The sequence below is a fragment of the Streptomyces sp. NPDC040432 genome (assembly GCF_055595445.1).
In genome coordinates, this window is sequence record NZ_JBVIVP010000002.1 from 599736 (window position 1) to 617683 (window position 17948).

11 protein-coding genes are annotated in these 17948 nt (G+C 72.9%); 4 read left to right on the forward strand and 7 right to left on the reverse strand.

Translation table 11 applies throughout. The features are described from left to right. Positions 1–179: 179 nt before the first annotated feature. The 3 genes from ACZ58N_RS06495 to ACZ58N_RS06505 all read right to left on the reverse strand — a co-directional run bounded on the left by ACZ58N_RS06495 (position 180) and on the right by ACZ58N_RS06505 (position 5056). Positions 180–1370 carry a VWA domain-containing protein gene (locus ACZ58N_RS06495; protein WP_471156281.1) on the reverse strand — a complete coding sequence of 397 codons (1191 nt, stop codon included), beginning with the start codon at positions 1368–1370 and terminating at the stop codon, positions 180–182. A gap of 195 nt (positions 1371–1565) precedes the next feature. Then, positions 1566–3953, reverse strand: a complete 2388-nt coding sequence (locus tag ACZ58N_RS06500; RefSeq protein ID WP_471156284.1) for a DUF5682 family protein — start codon at positions 3951–3953, stop codon at positions 1566–1568. Further along, entirely contained in the window at positions 3950–5056 is a 1107-nt protein-coding gene (locus tag ACZ58N_RS06505; RefSeq protein ID WP_385691948.1) for an ATP-binding protein, read from the reverse strand. The genes ACZ58N_RS06500 and ACZ58N_RS06505 overlap by 4 nt, the downstream gene beginning before the upstream one ends. Before the next feature lie 134 nt (positions 5057–5190). Between ACZ58N_RS06505 and ACZ58N_RS06510 the strand changes: the two genes are divergently transcribed. Beyond that, complete coding sequence (locus tag ACZ58N_RS06510; protein ID WP_471156286.1) at positions 5191–6537, forward strand: SWIM zinc finger family protein; 1347 nt, start codon at positions 5191–5193, stop codon at positions 6535–6537. A gap of 180 nt (positions 6538–6717) precedes the next feature. Then, positions 6718–8307 carry a DUF5691 domain-containing protein gene (locus tag ACZ58N_RS06515; RefSeq protein WP_471156288.1) on the forward strand — a complete coding sequence of 530 codons (1590 nt, stop codon included), beginning with the start codon at positions 6718–6720 and terminating at the stop codon, positions 8305–8307. A gap of 58 nt (positions 8308–8365) precedes the next feature. Here ACZ58N_RS06515 and ACZ58N_RS06520 read toward each other — a convergent pair whose 3' ends face one another. Next, positions 8366–8767: a cobalamin B12-binding domain-containing protein gene (locus tag ACZ58N_RS06520; RefSeq protein WP_281209601.1), complete on the reverse strand. Its 402-nt coding sequence runs from the start codon at positions 8765–8767 to the stop codon at positions 8366–8368. Positions 8768–8977: 210 nt separating this feature from the next. Between ACZ58N_RS06520 and ACZ58N_RS06525 the strand changes: the two genes are divergently transcribed. Together ACZ58N_RS06525 and ACZ58N_RS06530 are read left to right on the forward strand one after the other, a co-directional pair. Continuing rightward, positions 8978–9922 carry an esterase/lipase family protein gene (locus ACZ58N_RS06525; RefSeq protein WP_471156290.1) on the forward strand — a complete coding sequence of 315 codons (945 nt, stop codon included), beginning with the start codon at positions 8978–8980 and terminating at the stop codon, positions 9920–9922. Between the two features lie 248 nt (positions 9923–10170). After that, entirely contained in the window at positions 10171–11814 is a 1644-nt protein-coding gene (locus ACZ58N_RS06530; RefSeq protein WP_471156292.1) for a M23 family metallopeptidase, read from the forward strand. A 27-nt stretch (positions 11815–11841) separates the two neighbouring features. Here the strand turns inward: ACZ58N_RS06530 and pcrA are convergent, their stop codons facing one another. The 3 genes from pcrA to ACZ58N_RS06545 form a co-directional block, all read right to left on the reverse strand. Further along, the gene (pcrA, locus tag ACZ58N_RS06535; RefSeq protein ID WP_471156295.1) at positions 11842–14382 is read right to left on the reverse strand and encodes a DNA helicase PcrA; all 2541 of its coding nucleotides are present in this window, start codon (positions 14380–14382) and stop codon (positions 11842–11844) included. 164 nt (positions 14383–14546) lie between these two features. After that, positions 14547–16040, reverse strand: coding sequence for a peptidoglycan DD-metalloendopeptidase family protein (locus ACZ58N_RS06540; RefSeq protein ID WP_471156297.1), 1494 nt, complete (start codon positions 16038–16040; stop codon positions 14547–14549). 219 nt (positions 16041–16259) lie between these two features. Beyond that, positions 16260–17702: a C40 family peptidase gene (locus ACZ58N_RS06545; RefSeq protein ID WP_471156300.1), complete on the reverse strand. Its 1443-nt coding sequence runs from the start codon at positions 17700–17702 to the stop codon at positions 16260–16262. Positions 17703–17948 lie beyond the last annotated feature (246 nt).

The window sequence follows — 17948 nt, forward strand, 5'->3', positions numbered from 1 at the left end:
CACGGTGACCGTGGACGCGGCATGTCCGTCCCGCAGGTTATCCCCGTGGGCCGTGGGTCCCTAAATCGCAGATCACACCTGAGCGGTGATACCTGTCACAGATCGCCTCAGGGTTGAACTGCGTCTTCGTGTGATCTGCCGATTTACGACCGCACGGTGCGCGACCGCGCCCGGTCCCCTCAGGGGACCGGCAGGGGCCGCTTCTCCAGTGCCGCCGCCATCACGTCCGGGAACAGGTCGGGGGTGCAGGCGAAGGCGGGCGCCCCGAGGGCGGCGAGCGCCGCCGCGTGTTCGCGGTCGTAGGCGGGGGCGCCTTCGTCGGAGAGGGCGAGCAGGGTCACGAACTCCACCCCGGCACCCTTCATCGCGGCGACCCGCTTGAGCATCTCGTCACGTATGCCGCCCTCGTAGAGGTCGCTGATCAGGACGACGACCGTGTCGGCCGGCCGAGTGATCTTCGAATGGCAGTAGGCCAGCGCCCGGTTGATGTCGGTGCCACCGCCCAGCTGGGTGCCGAAGAGCACGTCGACGGGATCGTCCAGTTGGTCGGTGAGGTCGACGACCGCGGTGTCGAAGACGACCAGCCGGGTCGCGATCGACCGCATGGAGGCGAGGACCGCGCCGAAGACGGAGGCGTAGACGACGGACGCCGCCATCGAACCCGACTGGTCGATGCAGAGGACCACCTCCTTCTTCACCGACTGCGCGGCCCGGCCGTGGCCGACGAGCCGCTCCGGGACGACCGTGCGGTACTCGGGCAGGTAGTTCTTCAGGTTGGCCCGGATCGTCCGGTCCCAGTCGATGTCATGGTGGCGGGGCCGGTTGATCCGCGCGGACCGGTCCAGGGCTCCGGTGAGCGTGGCCCGGGTGCGGGTGGCCAGGCGCTTCTCCAACTGCTCGACCACCTTGCGGACGACGGCCCGGGCCGTCTCCTTCGTGGTGTCCGGCATGGCCTTGTTGAGCGAGAGCAGGGTGCCGACCAGGTGGACGTCCGGCTCGACGGCCTCCAGCATCTCCGGCTCCAGCAGCATCGACGCCAGTCCCAGCCGCTCGATCGCGTCCCGCTGCATGACCTGCACCACCGGGGACGGGAAGTACGTACGGATGTCCCCGAGCCAGCGCGCCACACTCGGCGCGCTGCCGCCGAGGCCCGCCGACCGCGCCCCCGAACTCCGCCGGGCGCCGGCGGAGCCGCCGCCGTACAGCGCTCCCAGTGCGGCGTCCATCGCGGCGTCCTGCCCGGTCAGGGTGCGGCCGGTGCCGTCGGCCTCGCCGCCGCCGAGCACCATCCGCCACCGCCGCAGCCGCTCCGCGTCCGCGCCGCCGTCCCCGCCGCCGGCGCTCTCCGCCGGACTCTCCACTGCCCTCATGTCCCCGTCCCCTCCCACTCGTTTCCCCTTCCTTGCGTACTCCGCCTCCGGAGTCGAACCGGGCCGTCCGGCCCGTGCCGTCCCCTCCTGGCTCCGCGCCCGGGACGCACCCGGGTGCCCCGACCGTGCGGCGGGGCGCCGTACCCGACGGCGCGGGCCCGGCGGGATCCGGAAGCGACCCCCCAGGACCTGTCGTCAAACTCCCGTCTGCTGGCGACGACGGGACTTTGACGACAGGCCCTGGACCGGCACCGGAGCGGGCTCCGTGTCGGCCGGTGTCGCGGACAGCAGCAGGCGGACCAGTTCGGCCGCCGCGTCCGCCCGGACCGGGTCGAGTTCGGGGGCGAAGCCCGCCGGGGCGCCGCCCGGTGCTGCGTCCTCGGCCCGGCCTCCCGATCCGCGCCGGACCAGCTCGCCCAGGGTCCGCCTCACCCCCGGCTCGTACGCCCCGAACGTCCGCCGCAGCAACGGCAGTACGTCGATGAAGGCTCCCTCCGGCACCGAGATCAGCCAGGCGTCGATCAGCCCCAGCAGGCGGTCGTCGTGGACCAGCAGCGTGCCGCCGCCCGCGCTCCCGCCGACGAACCCCTCGATCCAGCCCGCCGCGTCGGCCGGGGCGGACGCCGGGGACAGGGCGAGCCCCATCAGCCGCGCCGTCTCCTCGGCCGCGAGCCGGCCCTCGTCCAGCAGCAGCCGCGCGGCCCGGCCGCGTATCAGCCCGGGCACGCCGTCCCGCCCGGCCAGGGCCCGCAGCACCGCCGCCCAGCGCTCGCGCAGCCCCCCGGCCTCCTCCGCGTCCGCCAGCAGGGCGACCGCCCCGTGCACCCCGTCCACGTGACCGCGCAGTTCCGCCGCCCCGTCGGCGTCCAGCCCGGCCCCGCAGGCGGGTGGCAGCGCCACGCAGATCCGCTCGGCCAGCCCGGAGGCGACGGTGCCCAGCGCCGCCGCGTCCGTCCCCCGCACGTCCCCGTACCGCAGCGAACGGGCCAGCGCCGGCAGGGCCTTGGCCAGGCCCGCCACATCGGTGGCGAGCGCCGCCCGGTCGGCGAGCGCCCGCAGCACGGCCGGCAGCGCCTGCGACAGCCCGGCCTGAAGGCACCGCTCGGCCAGCGCCGTGACCTCGCCGAGTTCCACGGCGCCGGCGGCGTCGGCCTCGGCCCTGGCGGTGGCGGCGCCCAGGACGGTGGTGCCCCAGATCCCGGCCTCGGCGACCCGTACGGACAGCTCCGGCTCCCAGCACAGCCGCCAGGTCTCCCGGAAGGTTCCGGTGCTGCTGCGGGACGCGACGGGCACCCCCCAGTCGATCCCGAGCAGCCGCAGCCGGTGCAGCAACAGCGACTTGGCCGCGTCGGTGTCCTTGCGCAGGTCGAGCTCCAGTTCCCGCTGCTGCGCCTCGGCCTTGAGCCGCAGCGAACGCAGGCTGCGGGTGAGGTCCCGCTGGAGCGGTACGACGGGCGCGGCGTCCGGTACCTCGCCGAGGACGTCCCCGACCACGAGCCGGTCCTCGACCAGCGTCAGCGGCACGTCGGAACCGTCGCACATGACGGCCCGGACGGCCTCCAGGGTCTCGGTGAGCCCCGGCAGCGGGCGCCCGCGCACGGCGGCCAGGGTCCCGGCCAGTCGGACCGCCTCGATGACGTGGGCGGAGGAGACCTGGAAGTCCTCCTCCCGCAGCAGCCCGGCGACCTTGGTCAGCCACCGCTCGACGGGCCGGTCCCGGGCCGCGAAGAGGTGGGCGTACCAGCCGGGAGAGGTGATGCCCGCCCCGTACCCGCCGGCCCGGGCGAGCCTGCGGTGGGTCCAGGGCACCCAGGTGGTCTCCACCTTCACCTTGGGCAGGCCCGTCAGCAGTGCCTTGTCGGCGGTGGCCGTCACCCGGGCCGCCAGCGCCGGGACGTGCCAGGCCCCGCAGACCACGGCGTAGTCGTCGCCGAACTCCCTGCGGGCGGCCCGCATCCGCTGCCGCATGTGCGCCTCGCGGACCGGGTCGCGGGGGTGGCCGCCGTCCCCGTAGGCCTCGCGCAGGGCGCCCATGGCCTCCGCGAGGGCCTCGAAGGCGGCGAGCGGATCGCGCCCCGCCCCGGCGTCGCGGTGCTCGACGACGTCCTCCCACCAGCGTTCCGGGTCGTCGTACCCGGCGGCCCCGGCCAGCGCCCCGAGCGGGTCCAGGCGGACGTCCCCGGTTTCCTCCCCCTCGTCCGCGCCGCCTCCGGCGCCGGGCTCCGGCCCGGGCCCCGCGGCCGGGTCCGGCACGGCGAGCGTCTGCGCGGCCGGCAGGTCGATGAAGCGCACCGGCACGTCCCGGGCCTGCGCCCAGCGGATGGCGACCCACTCCGGGGAGAACGCGGCCAGCGGCCAGAACGCGGCCCGGCCCGGATCGTCGGCGGCGTGCGCGAGCAGGGCGACGGGCGGACGCATCCCGGGATCCGCCGCCAGCGGCAGCAGCGCGTCCCCCTCGGGCGGGCCCTCGATCAGCACGGCCCGCGGCTGCGCGGCGTCGAGCGCGGCCCGCACCGCCCGCGCGGAACCCGGCCCGTGGTGACGGACGCCCAGCAGCAGCGGCCCTGCGGCGGCCGGGCTCATGCCGAGACCTCCCGGCAGGCGCGGTAGAAGTCCTTCCAGCCGTCCCGCTCGCGGACCACGGCCTCCAGGTACTCCTGCCAGACGACCCGGTCGGCGGCCGGGTCGCGGACGACGGCGCCCATGATCCCGGCGGCCACGTCGGAGGGGCGCAGGACGCCGTCCCCGAAGTGGGCGGCGAGGGCGAGCCCGCCGGTGACGACGGAGATGGCCTCGGCGGTGGACAGGGTCCCGCTGGGCGACTTCACCTTCGTCCGGCCGTCGCCGGTGATCCCGTCGCGCAGCTCGCGGAAGACGGTGACGACCCGGCGGATCTCCTCCAGGCCCTCGGGCGCCGCGGGCAGGTCGAGGGAGCGGCCCATCTGGTCGACGCGGCGGGCGACGATGTCGACCTCGGCGTCGGCGGTGGCGGGCAGTGGCAGGACCACGGTGTTGAAGCGCCGGCGGAGCGCGCTGGACAGTTCGTTGACGCCGCGGTCGCGGTCGTTGGCGGTGGCGATGAGGTTGAAGCCGCGCACGGCCTGCACCTCCTGGCCGAGCTCCGGTATCGGGAGGGTCTTCTCGGACAGGACGGTGATGAGCGTGTCCTGGACGTCGGCGGGGATGCGGGTGAGTTCCTCGACGCGGGCGGTCATGCCGTCGGCCATGGCCCGCATGACGGGGCTGGGGACGAGGGCCTCGCGGCTCGGCCCGTGGGCGAGGAGGCGGGCGTAGTTCCAGCCGTATCGGATGGCTTCCTCGGGGGTGCCGGCGGTGCCCTGGACGAGGAGGGTGGAGTCTCCGCTGACGGCGGCGGCCAGGTGTTCGGAGACCCAGGTCTTGGCGGTTCCGGGGACTCCGAGGAGGAGCAGGGCGCGGTCGGTGGCGAGGGTGGTGACGGCCACTTCGACGATGCGGCGCGGACCGACGTACTTGGGCGTGATGACGGTGCCGTCGTCGAGCGTGCCGCCGAGCAGGTACGTCGCCACGGCCCACGGGGAGAGTTTCCAACGGGTGGGCCGGGGCCGGTCGTCGGCGGCCGCCAGGGCTTTCAGTTCGTGTGCGAAGGCGTCCTCGGCGTGCGGTCGCAGTGCTTCTGCGGGGCTCTCGTTCTCGGTCGTGGTCATGGTCCCCCTCCAAGGCTCTCCAGCCGCTTCCGGCTGCTCCACCCAAGGTGCACCATGCCACTGACAACACCCCCTGTTCATAGCGTTGTTGCAGGTCAGAGCGATTGTCAGTGGGGGTCCCTACGGTTGTTCCCATGACTGAGCAGGGGGTTCGCTGGACGGCGGAACAAGTACTCGCCCTGGCACCTGACGACGCGTCGCGCAAGGCGGGGGGCAGGTTGGGCGGGGCGGGTCCGTGGTCGCAGACCGGAGGTTCCGCTTCCGGTGCGGTGTGGGGGTTGTGCAAGGGCAGCGGCAGCAAGCCGTACCGGACGGTCGTGGACCTGACGGGCCCGGCTTACAAGTGCTCCTGCCCGAGCCGGAAGTTCCCGTGCAAGCACGCGCTGGGACTGCTGTTGCTGTGGGCGGCGGAGGGAGCGGGGGATCCGGTCGAGGCACCGGACTGGGCGGGGGAATGGTTGGCGGAGCGGGCGGCGAAGGCCGCCCGGCCGGCGGCCGCGGCGACGGGACCGCTGGACGAGGAGGGAGCGCGGCGCCGTGCGCTGCGGCGGGCGGAACGGATCGGCGCGGGGGTCACCGAGCTGGAACAGCGGCTCGTGGACCTGGTGCGCGGCGGCCTGGCGGGCCAGGAGCAGACGGGATACGCGCCGTGGGAGGAGGCGGCGGCCCGGATGGTCGACGCCCAGGCTCCGGGACTGGCCGCCCGCGTAAGGGAGTTGGGGACAATACCCGGTTGCGGCCCGGGCTGGCCCGCCCGGATGCTTGAGGAGTTCGCGCTGCTGCACCTGCTGGACAGGGCCTGGTTGGGGGTGTCCGGGCTGCCGGAGCCGCTGGCCGCGACCGTTCGGAGCCGGGTGGGGCTGCCGTCCTCGGGGGAGGGCGAAACCGTACGGGACCACTGGCTCGTCCTGGCCCAGTACGACTCGGCGTCCCCGGACGGCCGGCTCACCACCCGCCGCATATGGCTGCACGGGCTGGGGAGCGGGCGCCCGGCCCTGGTGCTGGACTTCGGGCCGCCCGGGCGACCGCCGGGGTTGGCCCTGCCGGTCGGGCTGGTGCTGGAGGCGGAAGCCCGTTTCCGGCCCGGCTCGGCGGGGCTGCGGGCCGACCTCGGGGAACGGTTCGCGGCGGCGGTACCGGCCACCCGGGTTCCGGCCGGGGTGGGCACGCGGGAGGCGCTGGCCTCCTACGGGGACGCGCTGGCACAGGACCCGTGGCTGGAGTCGTGGCCGGTGGTGTTGGGTCCGGTGATCCCGATACCGGGGGAATCGGGTGACGCGGGTTGGCAGCTCGCGGACGCCGAAGGGGCGTCCGCACTGCCGGTGAACCTCGCCGGGGGCAGTTCACGGTCGGGCCTGTGGCAACTGGCCGCCCTCTCGGGCGGCGGTCCCGTCACGGTGTTCGGCGAGTGCGGCCACCGCGGGTTCACCCCGCTGACGGCATGGCATCCGCAGGGGGCGGAGCCGATCGCCCTCGGGTGACGTCGGGCGGGAAGCAGGGGGGGCGACGGCGCGGGGGCGCCGCCGTAAAGAACGAGGAAGCCGGGGGGCTTTGTGAACGACAACCACGCGAGCTGAGGAACTGACCGATCCGAACACGGACGCTCCGGTCCCGCGGAGGGGGCGGGACCGGAGCACGGAACACGACGAGGGAGGGGTCCGATGAACGGCACGGCCGAGGCGGACGAGAAGAACACCGTGGCACCGGAGGCCTGGGAGGAACTGGTCGCCGCCGCGCTGCTCGGGACCGAGCGGCGCGGCGGCGCACCGCAGGCCCTGCTCGACGCGGCGGCCGTGCAGACCCTGCGCCGCCGCGCCGGGCTCCGGCCGGCTCCGGCGGGCCGGCTGCCGCAGCCCGCCCCGCGGGATCCGCGTCCCGTCCCGCCGGACGCGGCCCGGCGCCGGCTCGCCCAACTCCTGGCGGGCCGCGCGGGCGCGGGCGGCTCCGGCGGGCGGCGCGGGTCCTCCCCCGACCTGACGGAACTGCTGCCGCAGTGGCTCGCCACGGCGGCCCGGCACGGCTACCGGGCCCCGTCGTCGTTGGTCCCGGCGCTGCTGGACGCGGCCCGGGCCCGGACCGACCTGCGCCCCCAGGCGCTGGCGCTGGCCGGGGCGCGGGGTCTGTGGCTGGCCCGCTTCAACCCGGACTGGCGGTTCGCGCTGCGCGGCGGGACGGGGGGTGCGGGCGAACTGCCCGACCCGGCCGACCGGGAGGCGGTGGCCCGGCTGTGGGAGGAGGGGCTGTTCGCCGAACGGGTCGCCCTGCTGGGCGTCGTACGGGCGCACGAGCCGGCGGCCGCACCGCGCCTGCTGGCCACCACCTGGTCCACCGAACGGGCCGAGGACCGCCTGATGTTCCTGGATTCGCTGCGGGCGGGCCTCTCCCCCGCGGACGAGCCGTTCCTGGAATCCGCGCTCGGGGACCGCAGCCGCACCGTACGGGCGACCGCGGCCGAACTGCTGTCCGCCCTGCCCGGGTCCGCCCTGGCCGGCCGGATGGCGGAACGCGCCCTGGCCTGCGTCGGTCCGCGGTCGGTGACCCCGCCGGCGGAGTGCGACGCGGGGATGCTCCGCGACGGGGTGGTAAAGCGCCCCCCGGCGGGCCGCGGCGAGCGGGCCTGGTGGCTCGGTCAGCTGGTGGAGGCTGCTCCGCTGGACCGCTGGCGGGAGCGGTTCGGCGGACTCGGCCCGGCGGAGATCGTCGCCCTGCCGGTGACGGAGGGATGGGCGGAGGAACTGCACGCGGCGTGGTGCCGGGCGGCCGTCCGTCAGGGCGACGCCGAGTGGTCGAAGGCGCTCCTCGGCCCGCCGTCGGCGCCGCCGGCAGCGGGGCCGGGCACCGCGTCCCTGGCGGAACGCGCGAAGTTGCTGGAAACCCTACCGGAGGACGAACGGGCCTCATGGGTGGCCGAGTTCGTGCGGGCCCACGGCCTCTCCGAGGCCTTCCAACTGCTCGGCGTCTGCGTGGTCCCGTGGTCCGGGGCGCTGGGCCGCGCCGTGGTCGAGGCCCTCGACTCCGCCCGCGAGGCGGGCAGCTACCCGTGGAGCTTCAGCGGGGTGATGGGCCTGGCCGAGCGCTGCCTGGACCCCACCGGGGCCGCCCATCTGGAGGCCCTCACGGCCGGCTCCCAGGATCCGCCGGACGCCTCACCGGGCGCGGCGGCCTACTGGGCGGAGGCCTTCCAACGCCTGGTGGCCACGCTGCGCCTGCGCGCCACGATGCTCGCCGAACTCGCTCCCACCGACGGCTGACTCGGCCCGGGCGGGAGGCGCCTCGGGTCGGGGCCGACCCGAGGCCGCCCGCGGGGGCCTACTGGCGGACGTTCCCGTTGACCCATTCCACGATCGCCGTGGTCGTCGCACCCGGCGTGAAGATCTCGGCGACACCCTTCGCCTTGAGCGGCGCGATGTCGTCCTCCGGGATGATCCCGCCGCCGAACACCTTGATGTCCTCGGCGTCCCGCTCCTTCAGGAGTTCCAGGACGCGCGCGAACAGCGTGTTGTGGGCACCGGAGAGGATCGAGAGGCCGATCGCGTCGGCGTCCTCCTGAATGGCGGTGTCCACGATCTGCTCGGGGGTCTGGTGGAGGCCGGTGTAGATGACCTCCATGCCGGCGTCGCGCAGTGCACGTGCGATCACCTTGGCACCCCGGTCGTGGCCGTCGAGACCCGGCTTGGCCACCACCACACGGATCGGACCGGTCACACCCATCGCACTGCCTCCCGAGTGAACGAACGTTAAGTACAGCATCGCGCACCGCACCGTTTCACGGTCAAGCGGGAGGGGGAAATCACACGTGGGACACAGCGGATCCATCACCGCCGAGTCGCCCCGCCACCGCGCCGACAGCCGCCCGGCACGGTGGCGGGGCCGCGTCGGCGGTGCGGTCGTGTCCCCGAGGGGTCCAGGGGAGGGCCGTCCATGGGGCTGTCGATCACACCACTGCCGCTGTCGATGACCGGGGCCGCGCTGCGCGCCGCGGTCCTGGAGGCCGTCGTACTGGCCGGGCACCTGCTGCTCTATCCCACCGGGCTCCTCGACGAGCGCCCCGCGCCGGCCGACGCCGACACCGGCCGCGACACACCGTCCGGGTCCCGGGGGCAACGTCCCCCCGTGCTGCTGCTGCACGGGTTCACCGACAACCGGTCGGTCTTCGTCCTGTTGCGGCGCACCCTCGGCGCGGACGGGCTGCGCCGGGTGGAGACGTACAACTACTCGCCCTTCACCCGCGATCTGCGCGTCACGGCCCGCCACCTGGCCCGGCGCGTCGAGGAGCTGTGCGAGCGCAGCGGGCAGGACCGGGTGGATCTCGTGGGGCACAGCCTCGGCGGCCTCGTCGCCCGTTACTACGTGCAGCGGCTCGGTGGCGACGCGCGGGTCCGGACACTGGTCACGCTCGGCACCCCCCATGCGGGCACCCGGGTGGCGCCCTTCATGGACGCGCACCCGCTGGTCCGGCAGATGCGTCCGGATTCCGAGGTGTTGGCCGAATTGGGCGCGCCCTCGCCGGACTGCCGGACCAGGATGGTCGCCTTCTGGAGCGAGTTCGACGCGCTGATGGCGCCTACGGGTACGGCCAGGATCGAGCACCCGGACCTTGACGCCACGAACGTGCAGGTCACCGGCATCGGTCACCTGGCCCTGCCGGTGCATCCCGCCGTGATCACCGCGGTCCGGCGCGCCCTGGACGGCCCGGTCGGCGCCACCGCGGCGCCCTCGGTGGCGTCCGTCGGGGCGCCCTCCGGATCCGACGCCACCTCACCGAGCGCACCCACCGCACGCCCCGCACCCACCCCGCGCGCCGTACCCACCGCAACCGGTACCGCCGATTCCGCGGGAGCCGAGGGCCAGGGCCTGGCCGTCTGAGCCCCGGCGCCGGAGGCACGCTCGTCCTCCCGCACAGCTCCAGTCGAACTAATTTCGAACTCAAGGCCAAGGCTCGGTGTTCGGAGGACCGAAAGGCCGCCGAATGCCCCGTTCCCGAAAGAACGGAACCCGCCGAAGATTGTCGTGCCGTGTAACCGGCGGGTACAGTCACGCCACTGCTCTCCTCCGGTGAACCTTGAGTTCCCCGGCCACCCAGGCCCCCCACTGCCGAGGCGAAAGAGAAGTTGGTGAACGACCGCCCGACGTCGGGCCAGTACCCCGAAACCGGGTACGACGGCCTTTCCACCACCACTTTCGCTGGTGACCAGGCCTACGTTTCCTACGAAACGCAGGGCCAGGGGTATCAATACCCCACTGATTACACGACTTCCGGGACGTACGACGCCTACGGCTCGTACCAGTCGACCGGTTCGTACGACACCACGGCGTGGTCCGCGCCCGAGACCTACCTGCCGACCGTGCCCAGCCAGGGCGTCCCCGACGACAGCACCGGCCAGTGGGACGCGAGTGCCTGGAACGCGACCGGAACCGGAACCGGCTTCGAGCCGGCGTCCTTCGGTTACGACCCCACCTCCTCGCAGCAGACCGGCAACTGGACCCTCCCGGGATACGGGCAGGAGACCGGCACCTACGACGCCACCGCGTGGAACGGCGGAGGGACCACCGAGCCCGTCGCCGACGCCCACACCTACACCGGCGTCACTTCCCAGCCGGGTGCCTACGGTTACGAGGCCACGACCGTCGTCCCGGTCGTGCCGGGCTCCGACGCCCCTGCCCCGTACGCCGACACCTACCCGGACTCCTACTCCGATCCGTACGCCGAGTCCTACGCGGGCGCCTCACCCGGCTCCTACGCCGACCCGTACTCCGAGGCGGACCTGCACACCGCCGAGACCTCCGTCTTCGAGGCGGTGGCCGCTCCGTCCGCGAACGAACCGGTCTTCATCGACGGTGTGCACGACCTGCCCACGCAGGCCATGCCGGTCACCCCGGGCGAACCGCGCTCGGCGCGTCGGGCCGGGGCCAAGGGTTCCGCCAAGGGTGCGTCGGCCTCGGCGGCCAAGAGCGGCGGCAAGGGCACGTCCCGGACCAACGCCGCCAGGACGACCGGCGGCTCCGTCGGCAACACCCGTCGTCGCACCCCGGCCAAGCGGTCGGCCCTGCTGACCGTCGCCGTGCCCTCCGCCTGCGTGATGGGGGTCGCCGGAGTGGCCGCCGCGTCCGTCGGCGGACTCACCGGCGGCGCCGAGAAGCCCGCCGAGGAAACCACCACGATGGCGGCGCCCGACCCCGCCTCGGTGAAGCCGGTCGCCGCGAACAACAAGCTCGACACCCAACTGGCCGCGCTCAGCGCCGACGCCGGTGACTTCGCGGACCGCGCGAGCCGCACGCAGGAACGCATCGACCTCCGGCAGCGCCAGGAGGACGAGAAGAAGAAGCGGGCCGAGGAGGCCGCGGCCAAGGAGGCCGCCCGCCCCAAGTTCGCGGTGCCCGTCGCCCAACACGGTCTCTCCGCCAGCTTCGGCCAGTCCGGCGGCATGTGGATGTCCGTGCACACCGGCATCGACTTCCCGGTCTCCTACGGAACCCCCGTCATGGCCGCCACCGACGGCACCGTGCGCACCCAGTGGAACAGCGCCTACGGAAACATGGCCATAGTGACCTCGCCCGACGGCACCGAGACCTGGTACTGCCACCTCGGCAGCACCAAGATCCGGTCCGGCAAGGTCAAGGCCGGCGACGTCATCGCCTACTCCGGCAACTCCGGCAACTCCACCGGACCGCACCTCCACTTCGAGGTGCGACCGGGTGGCGGTTCCGCCATCGACCCCCTGGCCTGGCTCCGCAGCCAGGGCCTGGACCCGAGGTAACGCACCCCAGGCCCGGGGGCCCGGGGCCTAGAGCTTCTGCACCGGTGCGTACCGCAGCAGCAGCCGCTTCGGCTTGTCGTCACCGAAGTCGATCGTGGCCTGCGCGTCCGCGCCGGCTCCCCTGACCTCCATGACCGTGCCCAGGCCGAACTGGTCGTGCGTGACCCGGTCCCCGACGGTCAGCGCGATGACCGGCTTGTCGGAGGCCCGGCGCGTGGCGAACCCCGACGGGCCCGCCTTCGTACGGGACGAGGAGAGGAACGCCTCGGGCGAGGTCCCGAAGGTCGCCTTGCCGGAGCTCGAACCGGATCCGTACCCGGAACCGCGCATCGGCCCGGCCGGCTTCTGGGTCGCTCCCGTCCGCTTCCACTGGAGGTACTCGGTCGGGATCTCCTCCAGGAACCGTGACGGCGGGTTGTAGGAGGGGGTTCCCCAGGCGCTGCGCATGCCGGAGCGGGTGAGGTACAGCCGCTCGCGCGCCCTGGTGATGCCGACGTAGGCGAGGCGGCGCTCCTCCTCCAGTTCCTTGGTCTGGCCGAGCGCGCGCATGTGCGGGAAGACACCGTCCTCCATGCCGGTCAGGAAGACCACGGGGAATTCGAGGCCCTTGGCGGTGTGCAGCGTCATGAGGGTGATGACGCCGCTGCCGTCCTCGTCCTCGTCCGGGATCTGGTCGGAGTCGGCGACGAGCGCGACCTGCTCCAGGAACTCGGAGAGGGTGCCCGGACCGGCGGCGGCGGTCGCCGCGGCGCCGGTCTCGGTCTCGTCCCCGGCGGCCGGCGTCGCCGCCTCGCCGCGCGCCTGCTCGAATTCGAGGGCGACGGCCGCCAGCTCCTGGAGGTTCTCGATCCGCGTCTCGTCCTGCGGGTCCGTGGACGCCTGGAGTTCGGCGAGGTAGCCCGTCCGCTCCAGGACCGCTTCCAGCACGACCGCCGGACCGGCGCCGGAGTCGACGATGGTGCGGAGTTCCTCCATCAGCACGTTGAACCGCTTGACGGCGTTGGTGGAGCGCGCGGCCATCCCGAAGGCCTCGTCGACGCGCTTCAGCGCCTGCGGGAAGGTGATCCTCTCGCGCATCGCGAGGGCGTCGATCATTGCCTCGGCCCGCTCGCCGATGCCGCGCTTGGGCACGTTCAGGATCCGCCGCAGCGGGACGTTGTCCTCGGGGTTGGCCAGGACGCGCAGGTAGGCCAGGACGTCCCGGACCTCCTTGCGCTCGTAGAAGCGGACTCCGCCGACGACCTTGTAGGGCAGTCCGACACGGATGAAGATCTCCTCGAACACGCGTGACTGGGCGTTCGTCCGGTAGAAGATCGCGACGTCGCCCGCCTTGGCCTCCTTGGCGTCGGTCAGGCGGTCGATCTCGTCGGCGACGAACTGTGCCTCGTCGTGCTCGGTGTCGGCGACGTAGCCGGTGATCACGGAGCCGCTGCCGGCCTGGGTCCACAGGTTCTTGGCGCGCCGGTTCTGGTTGCGTTCGATGACGGCGTTGGCGGCGGACAGGATCGTCTGCGTGGAGCGGTAGTTCTGCTCCAGCAGGATCGTGGTCGCGTCCGCGTAGTCCTCCTCGAACTGGAGGATGTTGCGGATGGTCGCGCCGCGGAAGGCGTAGATCGACTGGTCGGCGTCACCCACGACGCACAGCTCGGCGGGCGGCAGGTCCGGGTATCCGGTGCCGACCAGCTCGCGCACGAGCGTGTACTGGGCGTGGTTGGTGTCCTGGTACTCGTCGACCAGGACGTGCCGGAACCGGCGGCGGTAGTGCTCGGCGACGTCCGGGTGGGACTGGAGCAGGTGCACCGTGGTCATGATGATGTCGTCGAAGTCGAGGGCGTTGGCCTCGCGCAGCCGGCCCTGGTACATCGCGTACGCCTGGGCGACGGTCTTCTCGAAGCCGTCGACGGCCTGGGCCGCGAAGGCCTCCTCGTCGATCAGCTCGTTCTTCAGGTTGGAGATCTTGGCGTTGAAGGACTTCGGCGGGAACTTCTTCGGGTCCAGGTCCAGGTCGCGGCAGACGAGCGCCATCAGACGCTTCGAGTCGGCGGCGTCGTAGATCGAGAACGACGAGGTGAAGCCGAGCAGCTTCGACTCGCGGCGCAGGATGCGCACGCACGCGCTGTGGAAGGTGGACACCCACATGGCGTTCGCGCGCGGGCCGACGAGGCCCTCGACGCGCTCCTTCATCTCGCCGGCGGCCTTGTTGGTGAAGGTGATCGCCAGGATCTGACCGGGGTGGACGTGCCGCGCGGACAGCAGGTGTCCGATGCGGTGGGTCAGCACCCGGGTCTTGCCGGAACCGGCGCCGGCCACGATGAGCAGCGGGGATCCCGCGTGCACCACGGCGGCGGCCTGCTCCACGTTCAACCCGTCGAGGAGCGTCGCCGGGTCGATGACGGGCCTGGGGGCGCCATCCCGGTAGTACGCGTCCCCGCTCATGGGTGCGTCGAAGCGGCCCCCGAAGAGGTCGTCCGCGTCCGGCTCCGGGGCAGCGTGTTCCTCGGGCGGCGGCGGGACCTCGTCGGAGGGGGTCAGGTCCGCCAGGAAACTGTCGTCAAAGAGGCTACTCATCGCCTTCCGAGTCTAGGGGGCCGCACCGACAACCGGTCCCGTCCCCGGTGAATCGGCGGGATCCGCCGGCCCCCGGACGTGGCGGTGGCCCGCCCCCCTGCCGGGGGACGGGCGGGGGCGGGCCACCTGTGAGGTGTGGTCGGGTCGCCTGGTGGGCGGGGGGACTACCAGCCGGCGGAGCCGATCTCGGTGCGGGCGCCGAGGCCGGTACCGGTGCCGGGGTAGAGGAAGAGCTTGCCGGTCGAGTTCTGGACGGCGATCAGGTCGTCCGGACCGTTGGAACCCTTGAGGTCGCCGCCGATGAGGTCGGACATGCTGTTCCAGCCGCCGTTGCCGATCAGGATGCGGGGGCTGAGGTAGCCGCGGTCACCGGGGTAGAGGAAGAGGTCACCGGTGGACTCCTCGACCGCGACGAGGTCCTGCTTGCCGCTGTTGTTCACGTCCATGCCGGTGAGGTTGGACATGCCGTTCCAGCCGCCCGAGCCGATCTCCTTGCGGGAGCCGAGCTGGCCCGACGTCGAGCCGGGGTAGAGGTAGAGCTTGCCGGTGGACTTCTCGACGCCGGCGAGGTCGGAGACGGCGTCGCCGTTGAGGTTGAGCGCGGTCAGGTCGGACATGCCGTTCCAGCCGCCGGTGCCGATCAGGACGCGGGTGCCGCCACTGGCGAGGGTCGAGTTGTCGGCGCCCTTGTACAGCCACAGCTTGCCGGTGGACTCCTCGACGCCGACGATGTCGTCCTTGCCGTCGCCCGTGAAGTCGCCGCCGGTCAGGTTGGACATGCCGTTCCAGCCGCCCGAGCCGATCTCGACGCGGGTGCTGCCGCCGGCGATCGTCCCGTTCGCGTTGCCCTTGTACAGCCACAGCTTGCCGGTGGAGGCCTCCACGGCCACCACGTCGACGACGCCGTCGCCGGACAGGTCGGCCGACGCCAGGTCGGTCATGCCGGCGCCCGGGTTGCCGGGGCCCGGCTTCGGGGGCTGCGGCTTCGGGTCGGGCTCCGGGTTGGCGCAGTTCTTGCTGGTCAGGCTGCGGTCGGGGTAGAACGCGGTGCCGTTGAAGACGGTGCGCTGGTAGCTGCCGTTGTAGCGCTGTTCGTAGTGCAGGTGGGCGCCGGTCGATCCGCCGGTGCTGCCGACGAGGCCGATCAGTTCCCCGGCGTCGACCTTCTCGCCCTCGGACACCTTGAAGGCGTTGAGGTGGGCGTAGAGGGTGCTCCAGCCGTTGCCGTGGTCGATGGTGACGAACTTGCCGTAGCTGGTGTTGCCCTTGTCCTTGATGTGGGCCGTGCCGCCGGCGCTGGCCAGGACGGGCTTGTTCGCGGTGGTGGAGCCGTGCGTCCAGTCGATCGTGTTGGGGGAGGGTCTGTGGTGCGAGCGGGAGTCGCCGAACCAGCTCTCACCACAGGTGAACGGCATCTGGAACTTGGGTCGGCCGCCGTCGGTGGTGGCGGACGCGGCCATCGGCGCGGCGATCGGGGCGTCGGGCAGGCCCATCTCGGCCGGGGTCAGGACGGGCAGGTCGCCGTGGTGGTCCTCGCCCTCGGCCTGGGCGCCGCCGATGGAGAGGGCGGTGGCGGCCAGGGTGGCGCAGATGAGGCCGGTGGCGATGGCCACGCGCTTCGACATGCGGCGGGCGAGCGGGGTGGTGGAAGCAGACATGGGAGTGGTCCAAACCGGCACGCGGGTGCCTGGGGAAGGTGGGAAGGCTTCGGAAGTGCTCCGGGTGCGGGAACCCGTCGGAGCGGCTGCTCGGGGCAGCGGTACCGCGGAGGTTTCGGGGGCCGCCGGTGCCGGCGGCGGGGCCGCGCGGGGTGCGCGGCGGGGGTGGCGCGGGGCCGGGCGGGAGGGCGGCGGTGCGGGCCGCCCTCCCGGACGGGGCTACCAGCCGCCGTTGCCGATCAGCTTGCGGGCGCCGAGGCCGGAGCCGTTGCCCGGGTAGAGGAAGAGGTCGTTGTTCGCCTTCTCGACACCGATGAGGTCGTCGTAGGCGTTCGAGGTGAAGTCGCCGCCGATGAGGTCGTTCATGGTGTTCCAGCCGCCGTTGCCGATCAGCTTGCGGGCGTCCAGGCCGGAGCCGTTGCTCTTGTAGAAGAAGAGGTCGCTGCCGGCGGTCTCGACGCCGACGACATCGGTCCGGCCGTCGTTGTCGACGTCCATGCCGACCAGGTCGTGCATGCCGTTCCAGCCGCCGGTCCCGATCAGGACGCGGGTGCCGCCGCCGCCGATCGAGCCGGCGCCGTTGCCCTTGTACAGCCACAGCTTGCCGGTGGACGTCTCGACGCCGACGACGTCGGCCTTGCCGTCACCGTTGAAGTCGCCGCCGATCAGGTCGTGCATGCCGTTCCAGCCGCCGGAGCCGATCTCCTTGCGGGAGTTCAGACCGCTGCCGTTGCCCGGGTAGAGGTAGAGCTTGCCCGAGTCCTCCTCGGTGGCGACGATGTCGTCCTTGCCGTCGCCCGTGAAGTCGCCGCCGGCCAGGTTGGTCATGCCGTTCCAGCCGCCCGAGCCGATCTCGACGCGGGAGCCGCCGCTCGCGATGGTCCCGTTCGTGTTGCCCTTGTACAGCCACAGCTTCCCGGTGGAGGCCTCCACGCCCACCACGTCGTCCACGGAGTCCCCGTTGATGTTGGCGGCGACGAGGTCGGTCATGCCGGCGGGCTTCGGCGGCTTCGGGGTGGTGGAGTCGTCGACGATGTTCTTGTAGCGGACCGGGTAGAAGGGGCCGTAGTTCCCGTAGTACGGGTAGTCGTACACGCGGTAGTGCACGCCGCTCGGGGTGAAGTCGAAGCCCCAGTACTTGGTCTTCTCGCTGTTCGCCCACTTCTCGAAGAGGGCGATGTGGCCACTGGCGCCGCTGTCGTTGTCGAGGAGGGCGTCTCCGGCCTTCAGTTCGGACTTGCTGATCGATTCGACGACGCCGCGGGACTCGAAGGTGTTGGTGACGAGCGAGTCGTCCAGGTCCCAGGCCATCGAGACGAAGCCGGAGCAGTCGGTGCGGTAACCGCCGTGCTTCGTACCCCAGTTGTAGTCGAGTCCGATGCCGACCCAGCTCTTCGCCCGGGCTATCACCTGGCTACGGGTGATCGTCGACGCGGAGGCGGCGAACGTGGAGGCTCTCAACTCGCTCGGGGCCTCGGCTCCCTGACCGGTGCTGCCCCAGTCGGGGTTGGGCGCCGGGTCGGCGAGCGGGGCGGCGGCGGGTGCGGCGGCCGGCGCGGCGAACGCCGCCGAGTCGATGCCCGCCACGGTGCCCATGGCGACGGCGGCGGTGATCAGGGTGGCGACGGCGGTGTTGCGGGTGCGGCGGGTGCAACGAGGCATGACGGAACTCCGGTTCGCGTTCGATGAGGTGTGAGGGTCGGGAGCGGGCGCTCGACCGACCGGCGTACGCGGTGCGCGGGGAGCCGCGCGGGGCGTGCGGGAAGTACGGGGCGTGCTGGGCGTGCGGGAAGTGCGGGGTGTCGCGCGGATGGCGAGCAGGTGCTACGAGGACTGCGGGTGGTGCGCGAAGTGCTGGGCGCGCGCCGGGCGTTCGGGCCGGGTGGCCCGGTGCGGCGGGCGGGGCGC

Bases quoted from the DNA above. Each gene is read 5' to 3' on its own strand.
- ACZ58N_RS06495 (WP_471156281.1), bottom strand. From the start codon at position 1,370: ATGAGGGCAGTGGAGAGTCCGGCGGAGAGCGCCGGCGGCGGGGACGGC.
- ACZ58N_RS06500 (WP_471156284.1), bottom strand. From the start codon at position 3,953: ATGAGCCCGGCCGCCGCAGGGCCGCTGCTGCTGGGCGTCCGTCACCAC.
- ACZ58N_RS06505 (WP_385691948.1), bottom strand. From the start codon at position 5,056: ATGACCACGACCGAGAACGAGAGCCCCGCAGAAGCACTGCGACCGCAC.
- ACZ58N_RS06510 (WP_471156286.1), top strand. From the start codon at position 5,191: ATGACTGAGCAGGGGGTTCGCTGGACGGCGGAACAAGTACTCGCCCTG.
- ACZ58N_RS06515 (WP_471156288.1), top strand. From the start codon at position 6,718: ATGAACGGCACGGCCGAGGCGGACGAGAAGAACACCGTGGCACCGGAG.
- ACZ58N_RS06520 (WP_281209601.1), bottom strand. From the start codon at position 8,767: ATGGGTGTGACCGGTCCGATCCGTGTGGTGGTGGCCAAGCCGGGTCTC.
- ACZ58N_RS06525 (WP_471156290.1), top strand. From the start codon at position 8,978: ATGGGGCTGTCGATCACACCACTGCCGCTGTCGATGACCGGGGCCGCG.
- pcrA (WP_471156295.1), bottom strand. From the start codon at position 14,382: ATGAGTAGCCTCTTTGACGACAGTTTCCTGGCGGACCTGACCCCCTCC.
- ACZ58N_RS06540 (WP_471156297.1), bottom strand. From the start codon at position 16,040: ATGTCTGCTTCCACCACCCCGCTCGCCCGCCGCATGTCGAAGCGCGTG.
- ACZ58N_RS06545 (WP_471156300.1), bottom strand. From the start codon at position 17,702: ATGCCTCGTTGCACCCGCCGCACCCGCAACACCGCCGTCGCCACCCTG.